Raw genomic sequence first — 22,527 nt, 5'->3', positions numbered from 1 at the left:
CACCGCCAGCGGCAACTCGACCCGGCGCAACAACTGCCAGCCGGAGAGCCCCATGCCCTTGGCCGCGTCCCGGGTCTCCGCGTCGACCTGCCGCACACCGGTGTAGGCGTTGGCGAGCAACGGCGGGATCGCGAACACGGCGAGGGCGATGATGATCGGCGGCTTACCGAAACCGAGGGTCAACGGCAGGATCGTCAACAGTGCGATGGTCGGTATCGCCAGCGTCAGGTCCGACAGCAGCACGATCACGCCGCCACCGCGCCCGGAGTGCGCGAGCCAGATGCCCAGCGGCCAGGCGACCACCAGGCCGATCGCCACCGCGGACGCCGAGATGACCAGGTGTTCGCCCAGCCGGTCCAGGATGCCGCCCGGGTTGGTCCAGTTCAGCGGGTCGTTGAGGTACTGGATTGCCGACTGCACGAGGTTCATCGGGCTCTCCTGGTCCACGGGGTCAGCACCCGTCCGGCACCGATCAGGATCAGATCGAGCACCAGCCCGAGCAGCACGCACAGGATCGCGCCCGTGGTGATCTCGGCCTTGAAGAAGTTGTTGCGGAAGCCACCGAGGATCAGGTTGCCCAGACCGCCCTTGCCGATCAGACCGCCGATCGTGACCAACGCCACGGTCGACACCGTGGCCAGCCGGACGCCGGTGAGGATGCCCGGCAGCGCGAGCGGCAGGTCCACGCGGAGCAGCCGGCCCCACCGCCCGTACCCCATGCCGATGGCCGCGTCCTGCGCCTCGCTCGGCACCTGGTTGAGGCCGGCCAACGTGTTGCGCACGATCAGTAACAGCGCGTAGAGCACCAGGCCGATCAGCACGGACGTCGACTTCGTCGGGCCGACCGCGGGTGCGATGAACGCCAGCAGCGCCAGCGACGGAATGGTGTAGAGCACACCGGAGGTGGCCAAAATGGGCCCTCTGAGCGGGCGTACCCAATAGGCCAGCACGCCCAGTGGGATCGCGACCACAGCGGCCAAGGCGACGGCCTCCACCGTCAACGTGACATGCTCGCCAAGAGCGTCGAGGATGGTGCTCGAGTTGGTCCGGATGTAGTCCCAGGAGAACCAGGGATTGGCGGCATCCTGATACGCCAGGTCGCGGAGGGACATAGGTGGACGCTACCTCGGAGAGCCGGACGGCCGCGCCGGCCGATCGCAAGGCGGCGCCGATCGAGCTCCGCGACGTACGCAAGCGGTACCCCGACGGCACGGTCGCCGTCGACAACCTGAGCCTGCGCATCGACGCCGGCGAGCTCGTGGTGCTGATCGGGCCGTCCGGCTGCGGCAAGTCGACCGTACTCCGCATGATCAATCGTCTGGTCGAACCCACCGCGGGCCAGATCCTCATCGACGGCGAGGACGTGACCGCGGCCGACGCGGTGCGACTGCGGCGGCGCATCGGTTACGTCATCCAGAACGTCGGCCTCTTTCCACATCAGACGGTGCACACCAACGTCGGCACGGTCCCCCGCCTGCTCGGCTGGCCCAAGCAGGTCACCAGGGAGCGGTCCGACGAGCTGCTCGACCTCGTCGGCCTCGACCCGGGCCGCTACGGCAGGCGCTACCCGCACGAGCTCTCCGGCGGCCAGCGCCAGCGGGTCGGTTTCGCCCGCGCGCTGGCCGCGGACCCGGTCGTGCTGCTGATGGACGAGCCGTTCTCGGCGGTCGACCCGATCGCCCGCACCTCGCTGCAGCGCGAGTTCCTCCGCCTGCAGGCCGAGGTGCGCAAGACAGTGGTGCTGGTCACCCACGACCTGGACGAGGCGGTCCGGATGGGCGACCGGATCGTGGTGCTCTCGCAGGGCGCGCACCTCGAGCAGTTCGGCACGCCGGCGCAGCTTCTGGGCGAGCCGGCGTCGCCGTTCGTGCGCGAGTTCGTCGGCAAGGACCGAGGCATCCGGCGGCTGGCGGTGATCCCGGTCACCGAGGAGATGCTGACCCCGGCCGCCCAGGTGACCATCGGCGACCACCTGCCCGCCGTCGAGCTGGGCACCTCGCTCTACGACGCACTGGCCGCGATGCTGGTCACCAACTCCGACTACGCCGAGGTCAAGGACGGCGACCGGGTGGTTGGCGTGATCAGCCGGCACCGCATCCTCAGCATCGACTACCCGGCAGAGTAAGGCGGACCCGGCGCACCGGGTCCGCCTTGAACACTCTTAGCTGCGGGTCCCGCGCCAGCCGCCGAGGGTGGCCAGGCCCACGATCCAGCCCACGAAGAAGCCGTACGCGGCACCCTGCCCGGCGGCGTCGAAGGCGGACAGGAGCGTCGGGTTGCTGCGGACCAGCGTGGTGATGAGGCCGGCGAACGCGCCGGCGAAGATGAACGCGGCCCAACCGGCGAAGAGCTGGCTGAGTGTGCCGCGGGCCCGGGCCAGCTGGCTGCCGGGCAGCAGGTAGAGGAAGAGCGCCGTGAGCACCACGACGAGGATCGCGCGCAGGTCGTCGGCGAGCACGTTCTGGAGCGTGTCGCTGGAGTCGAACCGCCAGGCCGGGTAGGCGAGCAGTCGCAGGAACCAACCACCGGCCGTCTGGTCCGTGTAGTTGGCGGTGACCCAATCGCGATACCAGGGACTGCCGAAGACCAGCACGAGGATCAGGGCAGCGATGGTGCCCGATCCGGTCGCTGACTTGTATCGGTTGGTGAGAGCCATGCCGCCGGTAGTTCCCAGCGGAATACATCGACGAAACCTGGCGTCGATTACCTGGAGCTATTTGTCGTGCTTGAGCAGATAGTCGATGAACTTCGCGCGCAACAGCGGCTCGTCCTCACCGAGGTCGTGCCCCTCGAGCTCACGGAACATGGCGTACGCCTCGTCGATCGTGGGTCCGACGGTGTTGAACGCGCCGTCCAGGCTCCCGGCGGTCTCCGCGTCGGGCACGTGCCGCAGCACGGACCAGAAGAAGCGCACGTCGAGGCGCTCGCGGGCGAGATGGAACGCCCGCTCACGCAGTTCCTCGGTGGACAACTGGTCCAGCGCGGCGAACTCCGACGATTCGGTCATGTTCCGAGACTAGCCCGTTGATCGGCCCCGCTGCCCGGCCCGAGTCAGCGCCCGTCGTTGGTCCAGCGGTCGGTGTCCCAGGCGGCCCGGCTCTCGGTCGGCTGCGCCGGCAGCGACGACCACGACTCGGTGCGGTCGCCCAAGGTGTTGTGCGCGTTGCCCCGCGGGGTCGTGGTCTGCCAGGACGTGTCGTCGCCGGCCGACTTGGGTCGGCCGAACGTCTCGACGAGCCGGGTCACCACCAGGCCGATCACCACCGCACCGGCGCCCAGCGCGGCCGGCGTGACCTCGTCCCAGCCGCGCTCGGCGAGGTAGCGCTCGCCGACGACCAGCAGCGCGACCGCCAGCACGGTGCCGAAGATGCCACCCCGGCGGCCGTACGCGCTGGTGCCGCCGAGCAGCGCCGCGCCGACCGCCAGCGCGGTCCACTCGAGGCCGCTCGTCGGTGCCACCGGGCCGTCCGAGGCGGCGGCGATCAGCACGCCCGCGCCGGCCGCGAGCGGCATGGAGATCGTGATGGCGCCGCCGGTGAGCACCGCGGCCACCGAGCCACGGCGCCGCGCCGGATCGGCGACCGGGCGGAACCGGCCGACCGAGCGGCGCACCGACTTGACGGTGCCGAGCAGGCCGCCCAGCACGGCGATCACGGCGACGCCGACGAAGAGGTAGAGCGCGTGGTCGGTGGGGTCGTAGCCGCCCTGCACGTCGACCGGGCCGGGCCGGCGCTCGATGAAGACGAGCGTGCCGGCGGCCGCCGCCAGGCTGGCCGCCCAGCCGGGCACGTGGAAGACCACCACGACGAGGGCCGTCACCAGGCCCAGCACCAGCGCCGCGACCACGGCCTGGGCGAGCGTCGGCAGGAGGCCGCGGTCGCCCTGCTCGGCGAAGTGCAGCGCGGCGGCCACCGCGACCGGGCCCAGCGCGAGGTTGACCGCGCCGGTCCGCAGGGTCAGCCCGGCGCCCATCGCGAGCAGCCCGAGCGCCGCTCCGGCGACGAGCAGTTGCTCCAGGGCGTTGCCCCGTAACGCTCCGGAGTCTTCGCGGAGAAGCAGGAAGCCCACCCCGCCCACGGCTAGCAGGAGGACGACCTCCCACACGACGTGGAACGCCAGCCGGTCGCGGCCCGGCTCACCGTGCGCCGGGTCGTCGAACACGTCGTCGAGAACCGCCGCCGGAACCGCCTGCCGGCCGGTGTCGGTCTGGTCGCCGGCGCGCAGGTCACCGATGCCGAACTCGCCGGTCGACTGGTAATCGTCCGGGTAGTCGCCGGTGAGACCCGCGTCGGTGCCGTCACCCGCGCGTCGCCGGTAGATCGATTCGTCGTAGCCCATCAGGTGCGCCTTCCTACCATTCGCACGCACCCTAACCGCGCCTATGCCCGCCCGTCACCCCCTGTGTATGAGGCGTCTTCGCAGTTACCGGGGGGTAGAGCGGGCGTCGTTGTCCTGGTCCTCGTCCTCGTCCCGCCGCTTGGGCACCCGGCAGGCGCGTTCGAGCAGCAGCGCGGCGATGACCAGGATGATCGAACCGACGAGGCCGCCGATCGCGGCCGGCAGGTCACCACGGGCCGCGTCGGTGTGCTTGAAGATCAAAAAGATCAGCAGGCCGGCGAAGAAGCCGCCGAAGATCGACCCGACCAGCGACGACGCCTTGGCCAGCACCGCGAACCGGGCCACCGCCAGCGGGTCGACGGGCAGCCGGCCGGGCTTGCGCTGTATCCGGGCCCGGGTGTTCAGCGCGAGGTAGCCCTCCAGCACGCCGAGACCGGCCAGCACCGCGGTCGGTGACCAGGGCAGGTCGGGCAGGCTCGCGTAGGTCATGCTGACCAGCAGCCAGGCCAGGGCGGCGGCCACCAGGGCGGCGAGCACCAGCGTGGCCGGCTGGGTCGGACCCATCCGTGGCCGGTGCGGCCCGTGGGGGCGCGGCGAAGGCTGCTGGCTCATCCCGCCGACTGTATCCGGAGATCCGGCCGGGCACGCACCGCCGCCACGTCGCTCGCCGCCGGCTCGGCCGCCAGCAGGTCGGTCAGCCGGCCGTGACCGGGCACCTCGCCGCCGGGCTCGAGGTCGGCCCACGGGCGCAGCACGAAGGCGCGCAGGTGGGCCCGGGGGTGCGGGAGTGTCAGTTCGGGGTCGTCGGTGCGCACCGGGCGGCCGGCGGCATCGGTCACGGTGATCACGTCGACGTCCAGCGTCCGCGGGCCGAACCGGCGCTCCGGGTCGCGACGCCGGCCCTCGGCGCTCTCGATCGCCCGGGCCCGGTCGAGCCAGTCCCGGGCGGTTGCCGCCTCGTCGTCGACGACGGCCACGGCGTTGAGGTAGTTGGGCTGGTCCGGATCACCCCAGGGCGGGGTCTCATAGACATCGGACACCGCCACGAGTACGGGTCGCAGCGCGGTGACCGCCGCCCGCAGGTGAGCGAGCCGGTCGCCCAGGTTGCTGCCGAGGGAGAGCACCGCCCGGGTCAGTGGTCCGCCCTCCCCCGGCGCATCCGGACCGAGACGTCGGCGAACTCGTGCGGGATCGGCGCGTGCGGCTTGTGCACGGTGACGGTCGCCGTGCGTACCCGTTGATCGTCCAGACAGACGTCGAGCAGGCGGTCCGCGAGCGTCTCGATCAGGTCGACCGGCTTCCCCGTGATCACCTCGACCAGCCGGCCGGCGAGCACGCCGTAGTCGACGGTCTTGGCCAGGTCGTCGTCGCGGGCGGCGGCCCGCAGGTCGAGCTCGAGCACCACGTCGACGAGGAAGTCCTGGCCCTCCGCGCGCTCGAACGCCAGCACACCGTGCCGGCCACGGGCCCGCAGCCCTTTGAGGGTGATCCGGTCGGTCATCGTTCTCCTGTTTCGGCCAGCCGCGGGCGCCCACTGGCCTGCCACACGGCGATCGCGTCGGTCGTCTCGCGCACGTCGTGCACCCGGACGCCCCAGGCACCGGCGGCGACCGCCAGCACGCTGGTCGCGACCGTCGCCGCCTCGCGCTCGCCGACCGGCCGCGGCGTGCCGTCCGGGCCGGCGAGGAGGCGGCCGAGGTAGGACTTGCGGCTCGCGGCGAACAGCAGCGGATAGCCGAGCGAGAGCAGCTCCGGCAGCCGGATCGTCAGCTCCCAGTTGTGCTCGGCCCGTTTGGCGAAGCCCAGGCCGGGGTCGATGACGATCCGGTCGGCGGACACGCCGGCGGCGAGCGCGTCGTCGACCCGCTGGCTCAGCTCGTCGCGTACCTCGGTCACGACGTCGTCATAGGTGGCCAGCTCGGCCATCCGGCGCGAGTGCCCGCGCCAGTGCATGAGCACCCAGGGGCAGCCGGCGCCCGCGACCACCTTGGCCATGTCGGGGTCGGCCAGGCCGCCCGAGACGTCGTTGACGACGGTCACGCCGGCTTCGAGCGCGGCCGCGGCGACGCTGGCCCGCGTGGTGTCGATGCTCATCGGCACGCCCTGCGCGGCCAGCTCGTGGATGACCGGCAGGACCCGCGCGGCCTCCGTCTCCGCGTCGACCCGCTCGGCGCCCGGCCGGGTCGACTCGCCGCCGACGTCGACCAGGTGCGCGCCGTCGCGGTGCATGGCGACGCCGTGCGCGACCGCGGCCGCGAGCCCGCCGCCCGCGTCGGCGGAGAAATAACGCCCGCCGTCCGAGAACGAGTCGGGCGTGACGTTCAGGACGCCCATCACCACCGGGTCGGGCGACCGCAGCAGATCGGCCACTCGTAGACGGTACCGAACAGGGCTCACGGCCCTGCGCTCGAACTCCTGTGCCACACCGGTCACGGGAGCCACAGGAGGCACATGCGGGCGCATTCCTCGTAGCTTGTTCGATCCAGGGGCGCGCCGTACGCTTTGCAATTGCTAATGATTCCGGCGCCAACACGAGGGAGACGGGCCGAAACCGGGACAAAACACCCGAGTATGAGACACCGTTAGCGGTGAGCGCACAACACCTGGGCCGGCGGACACGGCGTACGACGAGACGTCACCCGAAGGCCTGACAATCACAGTGCCGCGGCTCCGCCGGCCGTCGGCACCGGGGAGGTTTTCCGATGATCGCCACTGAGCTCGTCCAGCAGGCGTGGGGCGCATCCGCGCAAGCCGCGTCGGGCGTGCTCGCCCATGTCATCGCGGGTGAGGCAGACCCAAAGGGCATCGACACACAGGGCATCGTCAGCTTCTTCGCTGGCAAGGTCGCACCTATCCTGCTCGCCGTGCTCGGCGTGATCTTCATCGGCCGTGCGAGCCGGGGTGAGATCTCGAAGGTCCTGACCAGCTCCGCGATCGCCATCGTCGGCCTGGCGTTCATAGCCGGCGCGGCAACACTGTTCTTCGTCGGCGACTACCTGATCCAGCTGATCTTCGAATAGGCCGCGGAGCACGAGATGCGGCTGCGCACCGACGACGACATCTACCGGGCCCGCCTGGTCTACCTGGGCCCGCCGGGATACACGCTTCCGGTCCACCTGCCCTATGCGCAATACGGGCTGTTCATCGTGCTCGTGCCGCTCTACATGTTCATCCACTGGCTCTTCACGTTCAACGTCGAGCTGTTCCCGGCCTGGGAGATCGCGCTCGCGATCGTGACGACCTCGTTCATCTTCCGCCACGTCGATCCCGACCGCCCGGCACGCATGGTCATCCGCACCGCACTCACCGACTGGCGCCGCACCCGCGAGCCCGCCGTCGAGCAGCGCGACCCGCGCCTCGTCGCGACCAAGATCCGGATTCGCGAGGAGCTGGTATGACCTGGCCCGACGCAGGCGCGTTCGCGGAGCGGAGCGAGGTCCGCGCATGAATCGACCGGTCCCGCCGGAGTCCCGTCCGGCCGACACGCAGCCCGGGAGTCACGGTCACCGTCCGCGATCAAGTGACTACCCGGAGACGGATCTTGATGAGGACCGCGCCGACGACGAGCTCGTGACCACTCCGGGCCACGGTTCGGTCGCCGTGTTCCAGGCTCCGGGGCCGGCGCGGTCGCGGCCGGGAGACGAGCGCGGGCGCGGTGGCGTGCCCGCTGGGCGGCGGCCCACCGCTCCCCAGGCGGACATCGACTCGCCGTTCCTCGACCTCTTCGGTGGCGCCGCGCCGCCTCGCGGTGGCGGCGAGCAGCCGGCCGAGGAGTCCGGTGGGCGGCATGCGGCGCTCACCAACGGGCACAGCGCCGGACCGGCCGCCGAGCCCGTCCACGCGGTGGAGCCGGCGCCTCAGGTGGAGCCTTCACCTCGGATGGAGCCGGCGCCCCGGGTCGAGCCGCCGTCTCGGGTGGACCCGGCGCCTCGGGTGGACCCGGCGCCTCGGATGGAGCCCTCGCCTCGGGTGGAGTCGTCGCGAGCCGAGCCCGCTCGGCGGGTCGCGCCTGATGTCGACCGGCAGCGCATCGTCAGCCGGGCCAACCCTGGCGAACGGCTGCCCGAGCCGCGCCAGGATGCCCGCCCCGAGCCGCGACGCCGGGCGGAGCCGCCGAGTGCGAGCCGCTTGGCGCCGCCACAGCCGGCGCGGCCACGGCGACCGGCTTCGGGCGTACCCCCGCTGCCGTCGGGTCCGGAACGCGGTGCGGAGATGGCGGCGCGTCCGGAGCGCGCGCCCGACGTGCCAGGCGCGCAGCTGCCGGTGGTCCGCGAGCCCGCGCAGCCGCCGCGCCGCGCGGGCAAGGAGCGCCGCGAGCCGGCCAAGAAGCCGGTGACGGTCAAGCCGCCGGCGATCAAGTTCGGCGACCGCGACCCGGCCATCGGCCTGGCGATCACGGAGATCGCCGGCCACCTGACCTTCACGCCCAACACGGTGACCGCGTGGTACTGGCTGCCCGAGGTGCGTTGGGCGTTCCGGCCGGATGCCGAGCGCGAGGCGCTGCTGTCGGCGATCTCGGAGCAATATGCCGGCCTTGCCGGGTTCCGGCTGCACCTGCGCCGCACGACCCGGCCGTTCCCGGCCGACGAGTGGGCCCGCACGGTCGACGCGCACACGCCGTCACCGCTGGCCGGCGTCCCGGGCGCGACGTCGTGGTCCGACCACCTGGTCGCGGCGCAGCGGCACCTGCTCTCGGTCAACCACGCCGAGGGGCAGACCTACCTCGGCGTGACGTTCGCCCGCCGGTCGCTGGGCAACACCATGACCGAGCGCGTCCTGCGTACGTTCGGCCGCGGCGTCGCGGAGGGTGAGCGGCGCAAGCTGGGCCGCACCGTCGAGCAGTTCGACGAGGTGCTCGGCGCGTTCGGCATGCGCGGGCGCCGCGTGACCCCGACCGAGCTGGAGTGGCTGCTCTACCGCTCGGTCGCGCTGTGCATGGCGCCACCGACCGCGCTGTCCCCGGTCTCCAACGGGCAGTGGGAGCGCGGCGACCTGCTGGGGTTGACCGAGCAGATCGAGCGCTACCGCACGCCGTACGGGTCGACGGTCAAGCTCGTCAACCGGATGACCGGCGAGGAACGGCACGTGGCGGTGCTGGCGGTCGGCCGCATGGAGCCGCTGGAGATCCCGGAGCGGCACGAGCCGTGGATGCACTTCCACGAGCGGCTGCCGTGGCCGATGGAGCTGTCGTCGCGGGTCGACGTGCTCGGCTCCGGCGACTCGTTCCGCAACCTCGAGCACCGGCTCCGGATGATCAGGTCGCAGCAGCTCGACTACGCCGAGCACGGCATCGACGCACCGCCGGAGCTGGAGCGGCTGGCCAAGCGCGCACTGGTGATCGGCGACGAGATGACCACCGGGCTGCCGGTCGAGTCGGCCCGGGCGCACGGCTGGCACCGCATCGCGGTCGGTGGCCGCACCCGCGACGAGTGCCTGGAGCGGGCGCGCCGGCTGATCCAGCTCTACTCGCGCGAGCTGCGGATCTCGTTGCAGCACCCGAAGAACCAGGACTGGCTGGCCCGCGAGTTCATCCCGGGCGAGCCGATCGCCAACACCGGCTACATCCGCCGCATGCCGGTCAAGCTGCTGGCGGCCGCGCTGCCACAGGCGGCGTCCACGGTCGGCGACCGACGCGGCGACCTGATCGGCCGCACGGCCGGCACCTGCCGCCGGCCGGTCTTCCTCGACCTGCACTTCCCGATGGAGGTACGCGAGCGATCGGGCCTGGCGGTCTTCGTAGCGGAGCCCGGCGGCGGCAAGTCGACGCTGCTGGGGGCGCTGGGCTACCTGGCGGCTCGGCGGGGCGTCCAGGTGACGCTGCTGGACCCGTCGGGTCCGCTGGCCCGGCTGTGCTCGATGCCGGAACTTCGCCCGTTCTCGCGGGTGTTGAACCTGACGGGTTCCGAAGCGGGCACTTTGGCGCCGTATTCGCTGATCCCCACGCCCTTGCGGACGGAGTTCTCGCTCGGCGCACCCGGGGATCGGGAATTTGAGATCGCGGTGTCCAACTCGCGGGCCGAGCGCCGGATGCTGGTGCAGGACATCTGCCAGATGCTGGTGCCGCCGCAGGTGGCCCGCCAGGCGTCGACGGCGACGCTGCTCCGGCACGCGGTGCGCCAGGTCCCGGCCGAGGAGACGTCGACGCTGGACGACGTGGTCGCCTGCCTGGCCGCGATGGACGACGACGACGGCAAGGAACTGGCCAACCTGCTGCTGGACACGGCCGAGATGCCGCTCGCCCTCCTGTTCTTCGGCCGCCCACCGGAGCACCTGCTCGGCGCCGACGCGGCGCTGACGGTCATCACGATGGCCGGCCTGCGCCTGCCGGACCTGAAAATCGAGCGGGAATATTGGTCGGCGGAGGAAGCGCTGGCGCTGCCGATGCTGCACACGGCCCACCGCCTGGCCGTCCGCCGCTGCTACGGCGGCTCGATGTCGTCGCGCAAAATGGTCGGCCTGGACGAGGCCCACTTCATGGAGGGTTGGCGCTCAGGCCGTTCCTTCCTGGTGCGCCTGGCCCGCGACTCCCGCAAATGGAACCTGTCAGCGCTGGTGGCGTCGCAGAACCCGCGCGACATCCTGGGCCTGGACGTGCAAAACCTGGTGTCGACGGTCTTCGTGGGCCGGATAGCGGAGGACCAGGAAATCGCGTCGGAGGCGCTGCGCCTGCTCCGCGTCCCAGTCAACGACGGCTACGAGGCAACACTGGCGTCGCTGTCTAATGTAGACACCTCATCGGCTTCAAGACTAGGCTTCCGCGAGTTCGTAATGCGCGACGTAGACGGCCGGGTCCAAAAGATCCGGGTCGACGTCTCGTACGTCAACGGACTCCTGGACCACCTGGACACGACACCGGCGGTAGCGGCCAACACGCCGTCCATCCTCCCGCCGGGCACCCCTGCTGCCGACCTGGAGGAGTAGATGGCTCGCGCGCGAGCACGGGTAGCCTCTCTGGTCCTCACCCTGCTGATAGCGGCCGCGGCCACCATCAGCTGGCCCGCCCTCGGCGCCACCGCGGCCCCACTACCCACCCGGGCACCGGGCGACGTGTGCTCAATCGAACAATGGGAATCCAACTTCAAGGCCTGCGTCGACAAGCTGCCCGATGTCGCGGCGGAACGCGCGCAGTGTCTCAAAGCTCCGACCCCGAGCACGCCCGATGCCGGCCTCGCTGGCTGGTTCACGACTACGCCTGAGGCGCCCCGGACGTCGGGCGTAGCCGGCATGTACGGCCGGTACGGATATGCGGGGTATAGCTATAACACCTATGACGTGGAAGGTGGGTGCGCGTCTAGCGTCCTACACCCCGACTACCGTTTCCTCACCACAGTGGCCAACGGCGAGCTCATGATCGCAACAGCTGTCGTTGGGGCGTCGAACGCGGTGCGCGAGCGGGCCTGGGATCCCCAATCGATGTGGGGTTGGGCCGATCCGCTGGTCGACCAGGCCACCAAGGCCATCTACACCAAGGTCTTCACAGTGTTCGGCGGCATCACGCTGGCTGTGGTCGGCCTCTACCTCATATGGCGTTCTCGTCAGTCAGACATGAGCAACGCACTGACGACGACCGGGTGGGCGCTCCTCGTAATGGTCGCGGTCACCGCCTTGGCCGCCTGGCCGGTCAAGTCGGCGAACGTCGCAGACGGAACTCTAGTCAGCGCCTTAGGCGTTGTCCACGACGCCGTCGGACCCCAACCCAAGGACGGCCAATGCGTCCTTGCGGATGACCCGCAGTCGTGTAAAGACAACCGCCCGCCTGCGGTTCGCGCCAGCGACACAGTGACCGAAACGATGCTCTACCGAAACTGGGTGCGTGGGGTCCTCGGCTCGGCCGACAGCGACGTTGCGAAAAAGTACGGTTTGGCGCTATACGACGCAAAGTCCTTCACGTGGTCGGAGTTGCAGCAGATCCGCAACAATCCGAACAGTCGCGACGGGATCATCGCCCGGAAGAGCAACCAGTGGATGAAGGTTGCCGAACAGATCAAGTCCGAAGACCCAGAGGCTTACGAGTACCTCCAGGGCAGTCGCGACATGGAGAGAGTGGGCGCCGGATTCATTGCGCTGCTGGCGGCCATCCTATTTGCGCTATTCGACCTCACGGCCTCGCTACTCGTTCTCCTCGGGTTCCTAATATTCCGATGGGCCGTGATTGCCGCGCCGATCCTCGGAACGATTGGCTTGATGCGGCCGGCGAGCGCAGGGATCCGCAGGCTGGCCAACGCCGTCGTCGCCGCCGTCTTCAACATCGCAATCTTCGGTACTGGTGCGGCGATCTATCTTTTCGCCGTTGACCTGGTCATGAACACGCCGACCCTCCCAGGCTGGCTCCAAGTCGTGCTGGTGTGGCTGACCGGCGTCGTCGGCTGGTTGCTGCTCCGGCCCTACCGACGGATCACACAACTCGGCGGCAAGGACAGCACGGCGGCGATCACGTCGGCTGGGTCCTGGCACCGGCGGTTCTTCCGCGACATGCGAGAGGCTGCGAAGCTCGACGTGGCCGAGCCGGGCGGCACCGCCGAACCGAAACTAGGAAAGGGCCGTGGCGTCGTGGTCGAGCAGACCACGTTGCGGCCAGAGGCGCGGCTCGAGGATCCCAGCCACGCGTCGCCGACCGGCAGCGAACGCAGCCGGCCGGAGGAGCGCTCCGACGCTCCACCGCAGACGCCGCAGCCGCAGCCGAACCCGCCGTCGCGTCGCCGCCCCGGCCGTTGGGTCGAGCCGGAGGTCCCGGACACCGCGCCGGCCAGCTACGCGATCTACCGGCCGGAGTCCTCGAAGGACGTGCCAGCCACTCCACCACGGGTCCGCTCCGAGGCGAGGTGACCCCTTGCGGCGGGTACTCCAACTCCTCGGCACCTCGGTCCTTCGCTCGCGGCTCGGTGTGGCCGTAGTGCTGGCCATCGTTGTGCTCGGCATCGTCGGTGTGGCGCGGGTGGTAGCCGGCCCAGAGGGCCGGTCAACCGGAAACCTCCAGCCGGTCGAGACCTCGACGGCCGAGGCGTCCGCGGATTCCCGCGAGGGAGACGACGGCGTCGTCGAGCCCGCACCGACCTCGTCGACCAAGCTCGATCCGGGACCGAGTCTCAGCCCAGGCGGCGCCAAGCCGGAAACGGTCGCCGAGGCGTTTGCGGAGGCCTGGCTCGACCGCACCGCGAAGGCCGATGCCTGGCACGCGGCCCTCGTGCCCAATGCGACTGCGGAACTCGCCACAAAGCTCGAAGGTGTCGACCCGGTGGTCGTGCCGGCCCAGCGGTTGACCGGCCCGCCCAAGGTGGTGCCCCAGGGCAGCGGGCTGGCCGAGGTCTCTTATCCGGTCGACTCCGGAACCTTGGTTCTCCGAATGGTCGTCGGGCAGGGTCGGTGGTTGGTGGACGGTGTCGACTGGGAGCGCGGATGACACTGTCCGCAGATTTGGAGCAGGCGGGTCGGCGACGCCGGCCGCGAAAGGTCGTCCTGTTTGTGGCGCTGACAGTGGCGCTCTCTGTGCTGTGCTGCGCGGGTGGGATGGCCGCCTTTTTCCTGGACGGGCTCAGCAACGACGATCAGACGCTGTCGACATATGGTTGCGGTGCGGGTGGCCCACTACCGGCCAACGGTGACATGCCGAGCGTCTCGGGCTACAACGAGGCTCAGCTCCGCAACGCGGCGACCATCATCAACGTCGGCGCACAGCTGAAGGTGCCACCGAAGGGCTGGGTGATCGCGGTCGCGACCGCGATGCAGGAGTCGTCGCTGACTAACCACGGCTATCTCGGCGCCCGCAACGACCACGACTCACTTGGCCTCTTCCAGCAGCGGCCGAGCCAGGGTTGGGGCACACCCAAGCAGGTGCAGGACCCGGTCTACGCGAGTCGCAAGTTCTACCAGAAGTTGCTCAAGGTCCGCGGCTGGGAGAAGCTGCCGTTGACAGACGCGGCGCAGGCAGTGCAGCGCAGTGCGTTCCCTGACGCCTACGCCAAACACGAGCCGGACGCGGCCGAGATCGTGAACCTGTTGGCCGACGGCGCGGCCCGTGCGGTCGGCGCCAGCGTCGCACTGGCCTGCACCACCATGGGCGATGTGGCGGCGTCGGGCTGGACCGCGCCGGTGAAGGCAGGCCTCGTCTCGGGCTTCCGCACAGCCGAGCGACCTGACCACCAAGGCGTCGATCTCGGTGCCTCCCGGGGTGACGACATCCTGGCTGCCGCGGCGGGCACTGTCATAGTCTCGCGCTGCGACAACGACTCGCAGCCCCCGTTCCGATGTGACCGGGATGGCTCACCCTCTACGCCCGGTTGCGGGTGGTATGTCGACATTAAGCACGCAGGGGACGTGATCACCCGTTACTGCCACATGCTGTACCGCCCCAAGGTGGGGGTCGGGCAGACCGTAGCGGCCGGTCAGCCGATTGGCATCGTTGGCACGAGCGGCCACTCTTCAGGTCCGCACCTACACTTTGAGGTGCACCTGAACGGCGACCGCAGTTCATCTGGTGCGACCAATCCCATGGTCTGGATGCGAGAACAAGGCGCGCCGCTGGGCACAGGCGCATAGCCGGCGGGCGGGCGCGCGGAGCGGAGACGACGGATGAGCCGCGAGCCGATGCCGGACCCTTTCTCCGGCCAGCCCGACTGGGCACCGAGGCCGCCTCGACCGATCGTGCCGATGCCGGCCGCAAACGTGGAGGACCTGCGGGGACGGCGGCTGGTCGTCGGTTTCCCCGGAGCTGGCTGGCGTGGCGACCTGCGCGCGGACGACCGGATCGTGCAAGGCAGCCGCACCTACGTGCCGGCGATACCCGAACAGGAGTGGTATCGCGCGGAATCCGAGCAGATCGAAGTCTTCGCGCCGTTGGTGCCCATTGAACGTGTCTGGGTTGAGACGCTCGGTAGCGGCCCTGGCTCCGCCAACGTCGGCCACCGGGACGTGATAGCCCGCCTAGTCTCTCTCGACTCCCCGGCCGTCAGGACGCCCATGGCCGCAGTCGATGTGGATGCCCTCTCGGGTCGACGCATCGTCCAGGTTGTCGACGGGGTCGAGCGACGTGACCTGCGCGCGGTTACAGAGATTCATACAAACGCCGATGGCGACATCTGCGTAAGGGTGGCCACCGAGTTGGAGTGGTACCGGTGGGCGTGGAGCGGGCAGGCCCCCAAGACTCTGGAGGTTCCGGTGCACCTCTTGTGGATCGAGTAGTTAGCTCGCCCGTTCAGCCGAGCACACGCGCCAACCGCCATTCTCGTCAACGACGGTGAACCGCCAAACCTGTACCGAACGTTCGCCGCCAGCGAGACTTCGTCCAATGTCGGTAGTGACGAGACGGTCTTCGCCGGCAGGTTGGACCGAAAGGGCCCCCCAGTCAACCAGGATCGAGACGTCAAAACTCTGCTCGCGCATCTCGATGTCACGCTTGAGCGCCCGGACAGGCTCCAGCCCTCGATCCTGTGCACAGGAGTAGAGCTTCGCGGTGGCATCGTCCCGTTCGACGAGCTGCGCGCCGAGGTAGTTCGCGACGACGATGTCGGGTTCGTCGCGCTTAACGGCGGTGGCTTCGTCGTACAGGTTTATGCCTACACCTACTCCGCCCAGGCAGAGGAGGGTTGCTACTCCGGCTAGGACCATCAGGAGTAGGCGCAGCGGGCGAGCGGTTCGCTCCGTTGGGGTCGTGCGTGTGGGGGATGCGGCGGCCACATGCCGAGGTTAGCCGTACGGCGCGCGGAGGGGAGCGTGGGACATTCTGCCGCGCTGCTATACCGTCACTCCGGGAGGTGAGCGGTGTGTCGAGGGCGCAGGCGCGAGCCTTGGAAGCCGCCGCGCTGCACCGGCAGGCGGTTGCCGTTGTCGATGCCGCCGAGGTGGCTGTTGCCGGTGTGCGGGCTCCCGTAGCCGATGAGCGGGCCCAGCACGATCTCGCCGAGCGGCTCCGGGCCGCCGCCGGCGTGCTCACCCCCGGCTGGCTTGGTGGGCAGCTTGACGCTCGGTTCGAAGACACCCCGCTCGGCGGGCCGGGGCTCCCCGGCTTCGTCCGCGTCGGCACCGCTCAACCCCTGGACGACGCGCGGTTTCCGGCGATTGTGCCCCTGCTCGGCACCGGGCATCTAACCGTCGACGCCGACGCTCGTGATCCGCGGGTGGCCGGCCTTTTAAGAGCCCTCCTGCTCAGGCTTCTCGCCGCCGCGCCGCCCGGGTCCGTGCTTGTTCGGGCCGTCGACGCCGCCGGTGGTGGGATGCTGTTCGCGCCGTTCGCCGCGCTCGCCGATGCCGGGCTCATGCCGCCGCCCGCGACCGATCGCACCGGGCTGCGGGCCGTGCTAGCCGAGGCCGAGCAGTGGGTGCGGCCCGCCCGACCCACCGCCGCCCGGCACACCCGGCGCGAACGTACCCTCCTCGTCGTCATCGCCAGCCTGCCCGAGCTGACCGAGACCGCCGACCTCACCCGGATCGCCGCGTTGGCACAGGCCGGGCCCGACGCCGGGCTGCATCTTGTGGTCGCCGGTTGGCCACCGCCGCCGTTGACGTTGGAGACCACCCAACAGCCGCTACCGCTGGCCACCCGGATCGCGTTGCGCAACCCGTACGCCCTCGTCAGCGACCCGCCGGGCGCCGGATTCGCGACGTCGCCGCACGTCGGGCTCAACGCGCCCGTGTTCCTCGACGACGATCCGCCGCCGCATCTGTTCGAGCGGGTGTGCGCCGAGCTTGCCGCCCGGTTCGCCGCCAGCGCCCGGCTGACCCTGGGCGACCTGCTTCCCGACGATCCGCACGAGACCTGGACGGACGACTCCGCACAGGGGCTCGCCACCGTCGTCGGGCAGGACGGCGACCGGCCCGTCAACCTCCAGTTCAACGACCTCACTCCACACTGGATGATCGGCGGCCGGTCGGGCGCCGGCAAGACCGCGTTCCTGATCAACGTCCTGTACGGCCTGGCCACCCGCTACGGCCCCGACGAGATGACGCTCTACCTGCTGGATTTCAAAGAGGGCATCTCGTTCGCCGAGTTCGTGCCCACCGAGCGTGACCGCAGCTGGCTGCCGCACGCCCGCGCCGTCGGTGTCGAGTCCGACCGGGAGTACGGCCTCGCCGTCCTCCGCGAGCTCGACGCCGAGATGGGCCGCCGCTCCGTCGCCTACAAGAAGGCCGGCGTCACCCGCTTCACCGACCTGCGCGAGAGCCAGCCCCTGCCACGGCTCGTCTGCGTGATCGACGAGTTCCAGGTGCTGCTGGCCGGCACCGACCGGGCCGCCACCGAGGCCGTCACGCTGCTCGAGTCGCTGGCGCGCAAGGGCCGCTCGTACGGCATCCATCTGGTCCTGGCCAGCCAGACCGTGCTCGGCGTCGAAGCCCTCTACGCCAAGCGCGACTCGATCTTCGGCCAGTTCCCGGTGCGGGTCGCCCTGCCCGGCGGCGGCGACGTGCTCGAGCCCACCAACGACGCGGCCGCCGGCCTGCCCCTCGGCGCCGCGGTGGTCAACACCGCCGGCGGCCTCGGCGGCCCGCGCGGCGCGACCCGCGGCCACGAGCGGGTGATCCGCTTCCCCGACCCGCACGCCGACCGGTCCGCCCTGGTCAAGCTCCGCCACGCACTCTGGGAACGCCGGGCGACCGACGCCGCTCCGCCCAAGGTCTTCGCCGGGTACGCGCACCAGCACCTCAACGACGACCCGACCTTCCGCGCGGCGCTCGCCGGCCGGGTCACCCGCCCCGCCGCCCTGCTCGGCCGGCACATCGACGTCGCGCTGAGCACGGCCGCCTTCCCGCTCGACACCGCGCCCGGCCGGCACCTCGCCGTGATCGGCCCGAGCACGGCCGGCGCCGGGGTGCTCGACGCCGCCGCCCGCGGTGTGGCCGCGCACCACGCACCGCGTACCGCCAGATTCGTGATCGCGTCGTTGGTCGCCGAAGGCGACGAGATCGCCGCCGAGCTGGCCCGCGACCTGGCCGAGCGTCAGGAGGTCGACATCGTCACCGCGGCCGGCCTGGCCGACGCGCTGACCATCGACCGGCCCGGCTACATGGTGGTGTTCGGCATGGACGCGATGGCCAGCGGCTCGCTGCCGCCCGACCGGCTCCGCCTCGTGCTGCGCACTGGCCCCGGCCGGGGCGTGCACCTGCTGTCGTGGTGGCGCGGGCTGCGCCGGTTCACCGACGAGGTCGGTCCCGCGGCCCGCGAGGACGTCGCCGGCCTGGTCTTCCTCAACGTGCCGGCGTCCGACGTGACCCTGCTGCTCGGCCGCCCGGTCGACTGGCAACCTAGGGACAACCGCGCGCTCCTGCACGACCGGCACACCGACCGCACGTCGGTGATCGTGCCGTTCGTCCGCCCCGAGGCCGACCGATGACGACCGAGCAGCCGACCAACGGCACCCCGTACCAGTTGCCAGACCAGGCAACGGTCATGCCACCGTTGCCGCAACAGCCCACCTACGGGCAAACCGGCCACGGGCGCCACCGCGACGACACCGACCCGGGCACGGCCTGGGCGGAATACTGCGCCGCCGCCCAACGCCTGGACGCGGTCAGACGTGGAGCCGCCACCGCCGCCGGCGAGCAGGCGCAGACCGTGCGCGCGGCCCGCGAGGAACTGACCGCGGTGCGCGCCCGGCTCGTGCCACAACAGGCCCGGCTGCGCGAGGCCGGCGTACCCGATGCGGATCTGCGCCCAACGCCCGCGGACGCCGAGCAGGCCAACCGCGCGGTCGCGGACGGGCCCGCCGCCACGCTGGCCGCCCTCCACCAGGCCCGATCGACCGCCGACCGGGCCGACGCCGCCCTGCTCGGCGTGCCCGGCGCGGCCCTGCGCGCGACCACCGCTCCACGCGGCCCGCTCCGCACCTGGGTGCGCAACATGCTGGTATACGGCCCGTTCGCGGCGGCGGTGCTGGCCGTGCAGATCGCCCTGTTGATCACGGCAGGCGGCACGGCGATGTCGAAGTACTCGCTCGGTTGCGGCCTGGTGCTGCCGCTGGCCGCGCTCGGCTTCGCCTGGGTCACGATCGGCGCCGCGTTCCCGGCCCCAGCCGGCGGCAAGGTCGACCGCACCCTGCCGCTCGGCGCCGCGGTCTGCTTCGCACCAGTCCTGATCCTGCTCATCGGCCAGGCGGTCCTGGCCGTCACCGGATAGGCGGTAGCGCCGTGCCGAACGTCGAAGAGGTCAAGCTCAGCGTCGCCGCGTCGGTCGAGCAGACCCAACGCGCCCTGCAGACCCTGCGCGGTGTCGCGGACTCGTTCGACGAGGCGCTGACCCGCCTGCGGTTCACCGCGATCGGTTCCGCTCATCCGTCCATCGTGGACGCGATCGCCAGCCTCGAACAGGCCCGCGCCCGCCTCGACGAGGCCCAGTCGCTGGCCGCGACCGCGATGAGCTCGGCCGACAACTTCCGCAGCATGGTCTAGGCCCGCCGAGCAACTTGACCGCCAGACAAGACCCACACGAGCGGCTTTGCCCGGGTCCGCGGTGGTCCGGACCGTCGCTCCCGCCGGACACCGCTCCGCTGCGCTGCGCTGCCAGGTCCGCGGCACACAAACCAAGCTGACCGCGGCGGATCGTCGCGGTATGGTCCCGGCGTGCCACTCTTCGTGAATTCGCCACCCGCCACTCGCTAGCGCACATCGCTAGCTGACCCGGCTCGCCCGATTTCCCGAGCCCGGGTCGTCGAGTGGCGCCCGGGCGGCGATGACACGGAGACCATCCATGCGTTCGAACACGACCCTGCCCGTCGGGCGGGGAATTCTCTACATCCTCCTGGCCGCGGTGGCCTGGGGCACGGGCGGTGCCGTAGCCGCCGTCCTCTACGCGACCACGGGCCTCGGCCCGCTCGCTGTCTCGTTCTGGCGCTTCGCCGGCGGAGTCCTGCTCCTCGGCGTTGCGCACCTACTCACCCGCCGCCGGACCGCACCGCGGCGCGCCCGCTGGCACCACGTGGTGATCACGGGCGCGGGCTTGGCGGTCTACCAGACGGCGTACTTCGCCGCCGTCGCCTACGCGGGCCTCGCCGTCGCGACGGTGGTGACGCTGGGCGCGGGCCCGGTCCTGATCGCCCTGGGCGCCCGCGCCACGATGGGCGAACGCCTGGGCCGATCCGGCGCGACCACCGTCGGACTGGCCCTGCTCGGCCTGACGCTGCTGGTCGGCGGCGGAGGAGCGACCACCGGCCCGGCGCCGACCCTCGGCCTGGCCTGCGCCCTGCTGTCGGCTGCGGGCTACGCGGTCGTCACCCTGCTGACCCGCAAACTGGGTCACGACGGCCGCCCGACCCCGACCACCCTCGGCGGCTTCACCGTCGGCCTGGTCTGCCTGCTCCCGCTGGCCCTCGTCGAAGGCCCCCTGCCGGCGACGGGCCACCTGACGACGACCGCGGGGCTCCTCGCCTACCTGGCCCTGGTGCCGACCGCGCTGGCCTACACCCTGTTCTTCGCGGGCCTCTCCACGGTCCGCGCGACCACGGCCTCTGTGATCGCCCTGATCGAACCGCTCACCGCGACGGTCATAGCGGTGCTCTGGCTGGACGAACACCTGACCCCGACCGCGGCGGCGGGCTCCGTCGTCCTGACGGCCGCCGTCCTGGCCCTGACCCGCACGGAACGCCGAACCTCCTCGAACCAACCGACCCCACACACCGAGAGAACCCTCGCGCCAACCCACCTGAGCTGACGACGCTTTGCTCTGCTTCCACGCACGCACCACCCCTCGCCGCGGGTGGTGCGTAACTGGAAGCAGAGCAAAGCCCACGAAGAGGGGGTGGGCGAGCTTCGACGGGCGGAAAACGCAACGAAGGCGCGAGCCCCCGGCTAGGCGCCTGGCGGGACGATCAACCAACCGACGGGCACGGCCGGATCTCGTTGACCCCGCGGACATACGAGGGCTAGCTCCGGGAGATCGTGGTGGGCTTTCCTGATGACGGTCGCGCGCCCGTCAGCGGGGGCCCGGAGGCGCCGGAGGAGGGCGTTGAGGAGGTATGTGCCGGAGGGAAGGCCACTCTTCACACCGAAGGTGTGAATCCCGACGGGGTGCGAGTGGCGATCTCAAGGTCGACAGCCACCGCCGACGTTGCGCACGTTGTGTGGCCTCGGCGCGCGGTCGGCATCGACCGCGGGGAGCCGCGCAATCAGCCGACGCCGTGCCGCCGCCTGCCTCGATCGGCGCGTACGCCAATCATGAAAGCCGCGGACTTGGCACCGACGCGTGTGCGCGACAGTCTCGCGCCCACGGCGGACGGCGAGCCACCTACCCGCGTTGCGCCAATGATCGAAGAAACCACCGCGGACCTGGCAGCGACGCGCGGGAGCGATAGTTGCGCCCACGACGGGCAGCGCGCCACCCACCCGCGTTGCGCCAATGATCGAAGAAACCCCCGCGGACCTGGCGGCGACGCGCAGGAGCGATAGTTGCGCCCACGACGGGCAGCGAACCGCCCACCCGCGTTGCGCCAATGATCAAAGAAACCCCTGCGGACCTGGCAGCGACGCGGAGCGAGCGGTGGCTGGCGGGAGCAACGGACGCGCCCACGACGGGCCCGAGCAGAGACGTTCTTGATTGAAAAGCGTCAGCCGATGATGAGAGCCATGGCTTCGCTGCGGCTCTTCGCGTCGCTTTGGAAGATGCCGCGGACCGCGGATGTGACTGTTTTCGAGCCGTCCTTCTGGATGCCGCGCATCGCCATGCAGAGGTGTTCGCACTCCAGGACCGCGATGACGCCGCGGGGCTCCAGCTTGGTCATCAGGAGGTCGGCGATCTGTGTTGTCAGGCGTTCCTGGACCTGGGGGCGGCGGGCGTAGATCTCCACCAGGCGGGCCAGTTTCGACAAGCCCGTGATGCGGCCGTTGGGGCCCGGGATGTAGCCGATGTGGGCCACGCCCTTGAACGGGAGCAGGTGGTGTTCGCAGACGCTCATGACCTCGATGTCGCGGACCAGGACCAGTTCCTCGTGCGACGCGTCGAAGGTCGTGTTGAGCACCTGGGCCGGGTCTACGCGCAGGCCCGCGAAGAGTTCCGCATACGCCCGGGCGACCCGCAGCGGGGTCTTGGCCAGGCCCTCGCGGTCCGGGTCCTCGCCGATCGCGATCAGGATCTCGCGGACCGCCTTTTCGATGCGGCCCAGGTCGACCGCGTCCTCGACGGGGCGGCCGGCCAGCTTGCCATCCACGAGCCGGGCGGCGAGGTAGTCGAGTTCCTCTACCTCGCCGTCGGCTTCGTAGTCGATGCTG

General features: G+C 70.8%; 24 protein-coding genes. 12 read left to right on the top strand and 12 right to left on the bottom strand.

Features of this window, described 5'->3' with window-relative positions; genetic code table 11:
- Together Air01nite_RS21135 and Air01nite_RS21130 are read right to left on the bottom strand one after the other, a co-directional pair.
- Positions 1-429: ABC transporter permease (locus Air01nite_RS21135; RefSeq protein WP_203704481.1), on the bottom strand; the 429-nt coding region annotated here is incomplete at its 3' end.
- Positions 426-1,112, bottom strand: coding sequence for an ABC transporter permease (locus Air01nite_RS21130; protein WP_203704479.1), 687 nt, complete (start codon positions 1,110-1,112; stop codon positions 426-428). The genes Air01nite_RS21135 and Air01nite_RS21130, both read right to left, overlap by 4 nt.
- Before the next feature lie 2 nt (positions 1,113-1,114).
- Here Air01nite_RS21130 and Air01nite_RS21125 point away from each other — a divergent pair, with 2 nt between their 5' ends.
- Positions 1,115-2,125, top strand: coding sequence for an ABC transporter ATP-binding protein (locus Air01nite_RS21125; RefSeq protein WP_203704477.1), 1,011 nt, complete (start codon positions 1,115-1,117; stop codon positions 2,123-2,125).
- Positions 2,126-2,161: 36 nt separating this feature from the next.
- Here the strand turns inward: Air01nite_RS21125 and Air01nite_RS21120 are convergent, their stop codons facing one another.
- The 7 genes from Air01nite_RS21120 to folP all read right to left on the bottom strand — a co-directional run bounded on the left by Air01nite_RS21120 (position 2,162) and on the right by folP (position 6,672).
- Positions 2,162-2,656 carry a hypothetical protein gene (locus Air01nite_RS21120; RefSeq protein WP_203704475.1) on the bottom strand — a complete coding sequence of 165 codons (495 nt, stop codon included), beginning with the start codon at positions 2,654-2,656 and terminating at the stop codon, positions 2,162-2,164.
- Positions 2,657-2,713: 57 nt separating this feature from the next.
- On the bottom strand, positions 2,714-3,007 hold the full coding sequence (locus Air01nite_RS21115; protein WP_203704473.1) for a hypothetical protein: 294 nt from the start codon (positions 3,005-3,007) through the stop codon (positions 2,714-2,716).
- Positions 3,008-3,051: 44 nt separating this feature from the next.
- The gene (locus Air01nite_RS21110) at positions 3,052-4,338 is read right to left on the bottom strand and encodes an ABC transporter permease (RefSeq protein ID WP_239090849.1); all 1,287 of its coding nucleotides are present in this window, start codon (positions 4,336-4,338) and stop codon (positions 3,052-3,054) included.
- Between the two features lie 84 nt (positions 4,339-4,422).
- A complete protein-coding gene (locus tag Air01nite_RS21105; protein ID WP_203704472.1) occupies positions 4,423-4,950 on the bottom strand; it encodes a DUF3180 domain-containing protein in 528 nt (175 codons plus the stop codon).
- Positions 4,947-5,474 (bottom strand): 2-amino-4-hydroxy-6-hydroxymethyldihydropteridine diphosphokinase, encoded by a 528-nt coding sequence (gene folK / locus Air01nite_RS21100; protein WP_203704494.1) that lies wholly within the window; start codon positions 5,472-5,474, stop codon positions 4,947-4,949. Before folK ends, Air01nite_RS21105 begins: the two co-directional genes overlap by 4 nt.
- Positions 5,471-5,839, bottom strand: a complete 369-nt coding sequence (folB, locus tag Air01nite_RS21095; protein WP_203704471.1) for a dihydroneopterin aldolase — start codon at positions 5,837-5,839, stop codon at positions 5,471-5,473. Before folB ends, folK begins: the two co-directional genes overlap by 4 nt.
- The gene (gene folP / locus Air01nite_RS21090; protein ID WP_373310440.1) at positions 5,836-6,672 is read right to left on the bottom strand and encodes a dihydropteroate synthase; all 837 of its coding nucleotides are present in this window, start codon (positions 6,670-6,672) and stop codon (positions 5,836-5,838) included. The genes folB and folP overlap by 4 nt, the downstream gene beginning before the upstream one ends.
- A gap of 368 nt (positions 6,673-7,040) precedes the next feature.
- Between folP and Air01nite_RS21085 the strand changes: the two genes are divergently transcribed.
- Genes Air01nite_RS21085 through Air01nite_RS21055 form a run of 7 tightly spaced genes read left to right on the top strand, consistent with a single transcriptional unit; the run spans position 7,041 to position 15,516 of the window.
- Positions 7,041-7,358 (top strand): hypothetical protein, encoded by a 318-nt coding sequence (locus Air01nite_RS21085; protein ID WP_203704469.1) that lies wholly within the window; start codon positions 7,041-7,043, stop codon positions 7,356-7,358.
- Positions 7,359-7,373: 15 nt separating this feature from the next.
- Entirely contained in the window at positions 7,374-7,736 is a 363-nt protein-coding gene (locus tag Air01nite_RS21080; protein ID WP_203704468.1) for a hypothetical protein, read from the top strand.
- Between the two features lie 46 nt (positions 7,737-7,782).
- Positions 7,783-11,259: an ATP-binding protein gene (locus Air01nite_RS21075; protein WP_203704466.1), complete on the top strand. Its 3,477-nt coding sequence runs from the start codon at positions 7,783-7,785 to the stop codon at positions 11,257-11,259.
- Complete coding sequence (locus tag Air01nite_RS21070) at positions 11,260-13,164, top strand: MFS transporter (RefSeq protein WP_203704464.1); 1,905 nt, start codon at positions 11,260-11,262, stop codon at positions 13,162-13,164. It begins immediately after the preceding gene.
- 4 nt (positions 13,165-13,168) lie between these two features.
- Positions 13,169-13,738, top strand: coding sequence for a hypothetical protein (locus Air01nite_RS21065; RefSeq protein ID WP_203704462.1), 570 nt, complete (start codon positions 13,169-13,171; stop codon positions 13,736-13,738).
- The gene (locus Air01nite_RS21060; protein WP_203704461.1) at positions 13,735-14,874 is read left to right on the top strand and encodes a M23 family metallopeptidase; all 1,140 of its coding nucleotides are present in this window, start codon (positions 13,735-13,737) and stop codon (positions 14,872-14,874) included. Before Air01nite_RS21065 ends, Air01nite_RS21060 begins: the two co-directional genes overlap by 4 nt.
- Positions 14,875-14,907: 33 nt before the next feature.
- Positions 14,908-15,516, top strand: a complete 609-nt coding sequence (locus Air01nite_RS21055) for a hypothetical protein (protein WP_203704460.1) — start codon at positions 14,908-14,910, stop codon at positions 15,514-15,516.
- On the opposite strand, the gene Air01nite_RS21050 is transcribed toward Air01nite_RS21055, so the two are convergent.
- Together Air01nite_RS21050 and Air01nite_RS41200 are read right to left on the bottom strand one after the other, a co-directional pair.
- On the bottom strand, positions 15,517-16,011 hold the full coding sequence (locus tag Air01nite_RS21050; protein ID WP_203704459.1) for a hypothetical protein: 495 nt from the start codon (positions 16,009-16,011) through the stop codon (positions 15,517-15,519).
- Between the two features lie 65 nt (positions 16,012-16,076).
- Complete coding sequence (locus Air01nite_RS41200) at positions 16,077-16,364, bottom strand: hypothetical protein (RefSeq protein ID WP_239090848.1); 288 nt, start codon at positions 16,362-16,364, stop codon at positions 16,077-16,079.
- A gap of 147 nt (positions 16,365-16,511) precedes the next feature.
- Between Air01nite_RS41200 and Air01nite_RS21045 the strand changes: the two genes are divergently transcribed.
- The 4 genes from Air01nite_RS21045 (at position 16,512) to Air01nite_RS21030 (ending at position 20,974) form a co-directional block, all read left to right on the top strand.
- Positions 16,512-18,662 (top strand): FtsK/SpoIIIE domain-containing protein, encoded by a 2,151-nt coding sequence (locus tag Air01nite_RS21045; RefSeq protein WP_239090847.1) that lies wholly within the window; start codon positions 16,512-16,514, stop codon positions 18,660-18,662.
- Entirely contained in the window at positions 18,659-19,444 is a 786-nt protein-coding gene (locus tag Air01nite_RS21040; RefSeq protein WP_239090846.1) for a hypothetical protein, read from the top strand. Before Air01nite_RS21045 ends, Air01nite_RS21040 begins: the two co-directional genes overlap by 4 nt.
- An 11-nt stretch (positions 19,445-19,455) precedes the next feature.
- Positions 19,456-19,716, top strand: coding sequence for a hypothetical protein (locus Air01nite_RS21035; RefSeq protein WP_203704457.1), 261 nt, complete (start codon positions 19,456-19,458; stop codon positions 19,714-19,716).
- A 298-nt stretch (positions 19,717-20,014) separates the two neighbouring features.
- Positions 20,015-20,974: a DMT family transporter gene (locus tag Air01nite_RS21030; RefSeq protein ID WP_203704456.1), complete on the top strand. Its 960-nt coding sequence runs from the start codon at positions 20,015-20,017 to the stop codon at positions 20,972-20,974.
- An 892-nt stretch (positions 20,975-21,866) separates the two neighbouring features.
- Here the strand turns inward: Air01nite_RS21030 and folE are convergent.
- Positions 21,867-22,523, bottom strand: coding sequence for a GTP cyclohydrolase I FolE (folE, locus tag Air01nite_RS21025; RefSeq protein WP_203704490.1), 657 nt, complete (start codon positions 22,521-22,523; stop codon positions 21,867-21,869).
- Positions 22,524-22,527 lie beyond the last annotated feature (4 nt).

The organism is Asanoa iriomotensis (assembly GCF_016862515.1).
Taxonomy (GTDB): Bacteria; Actinomycetota; Actinomycetes; order Mycobacteriales; family Micromonosporaceae; genus Asanoa; species Asanoa iriomotensis.
Note: the sequence above shows the minus strand (reverse complement) of the source record. Positions and strands in the feature narration are given on the sequence as shown.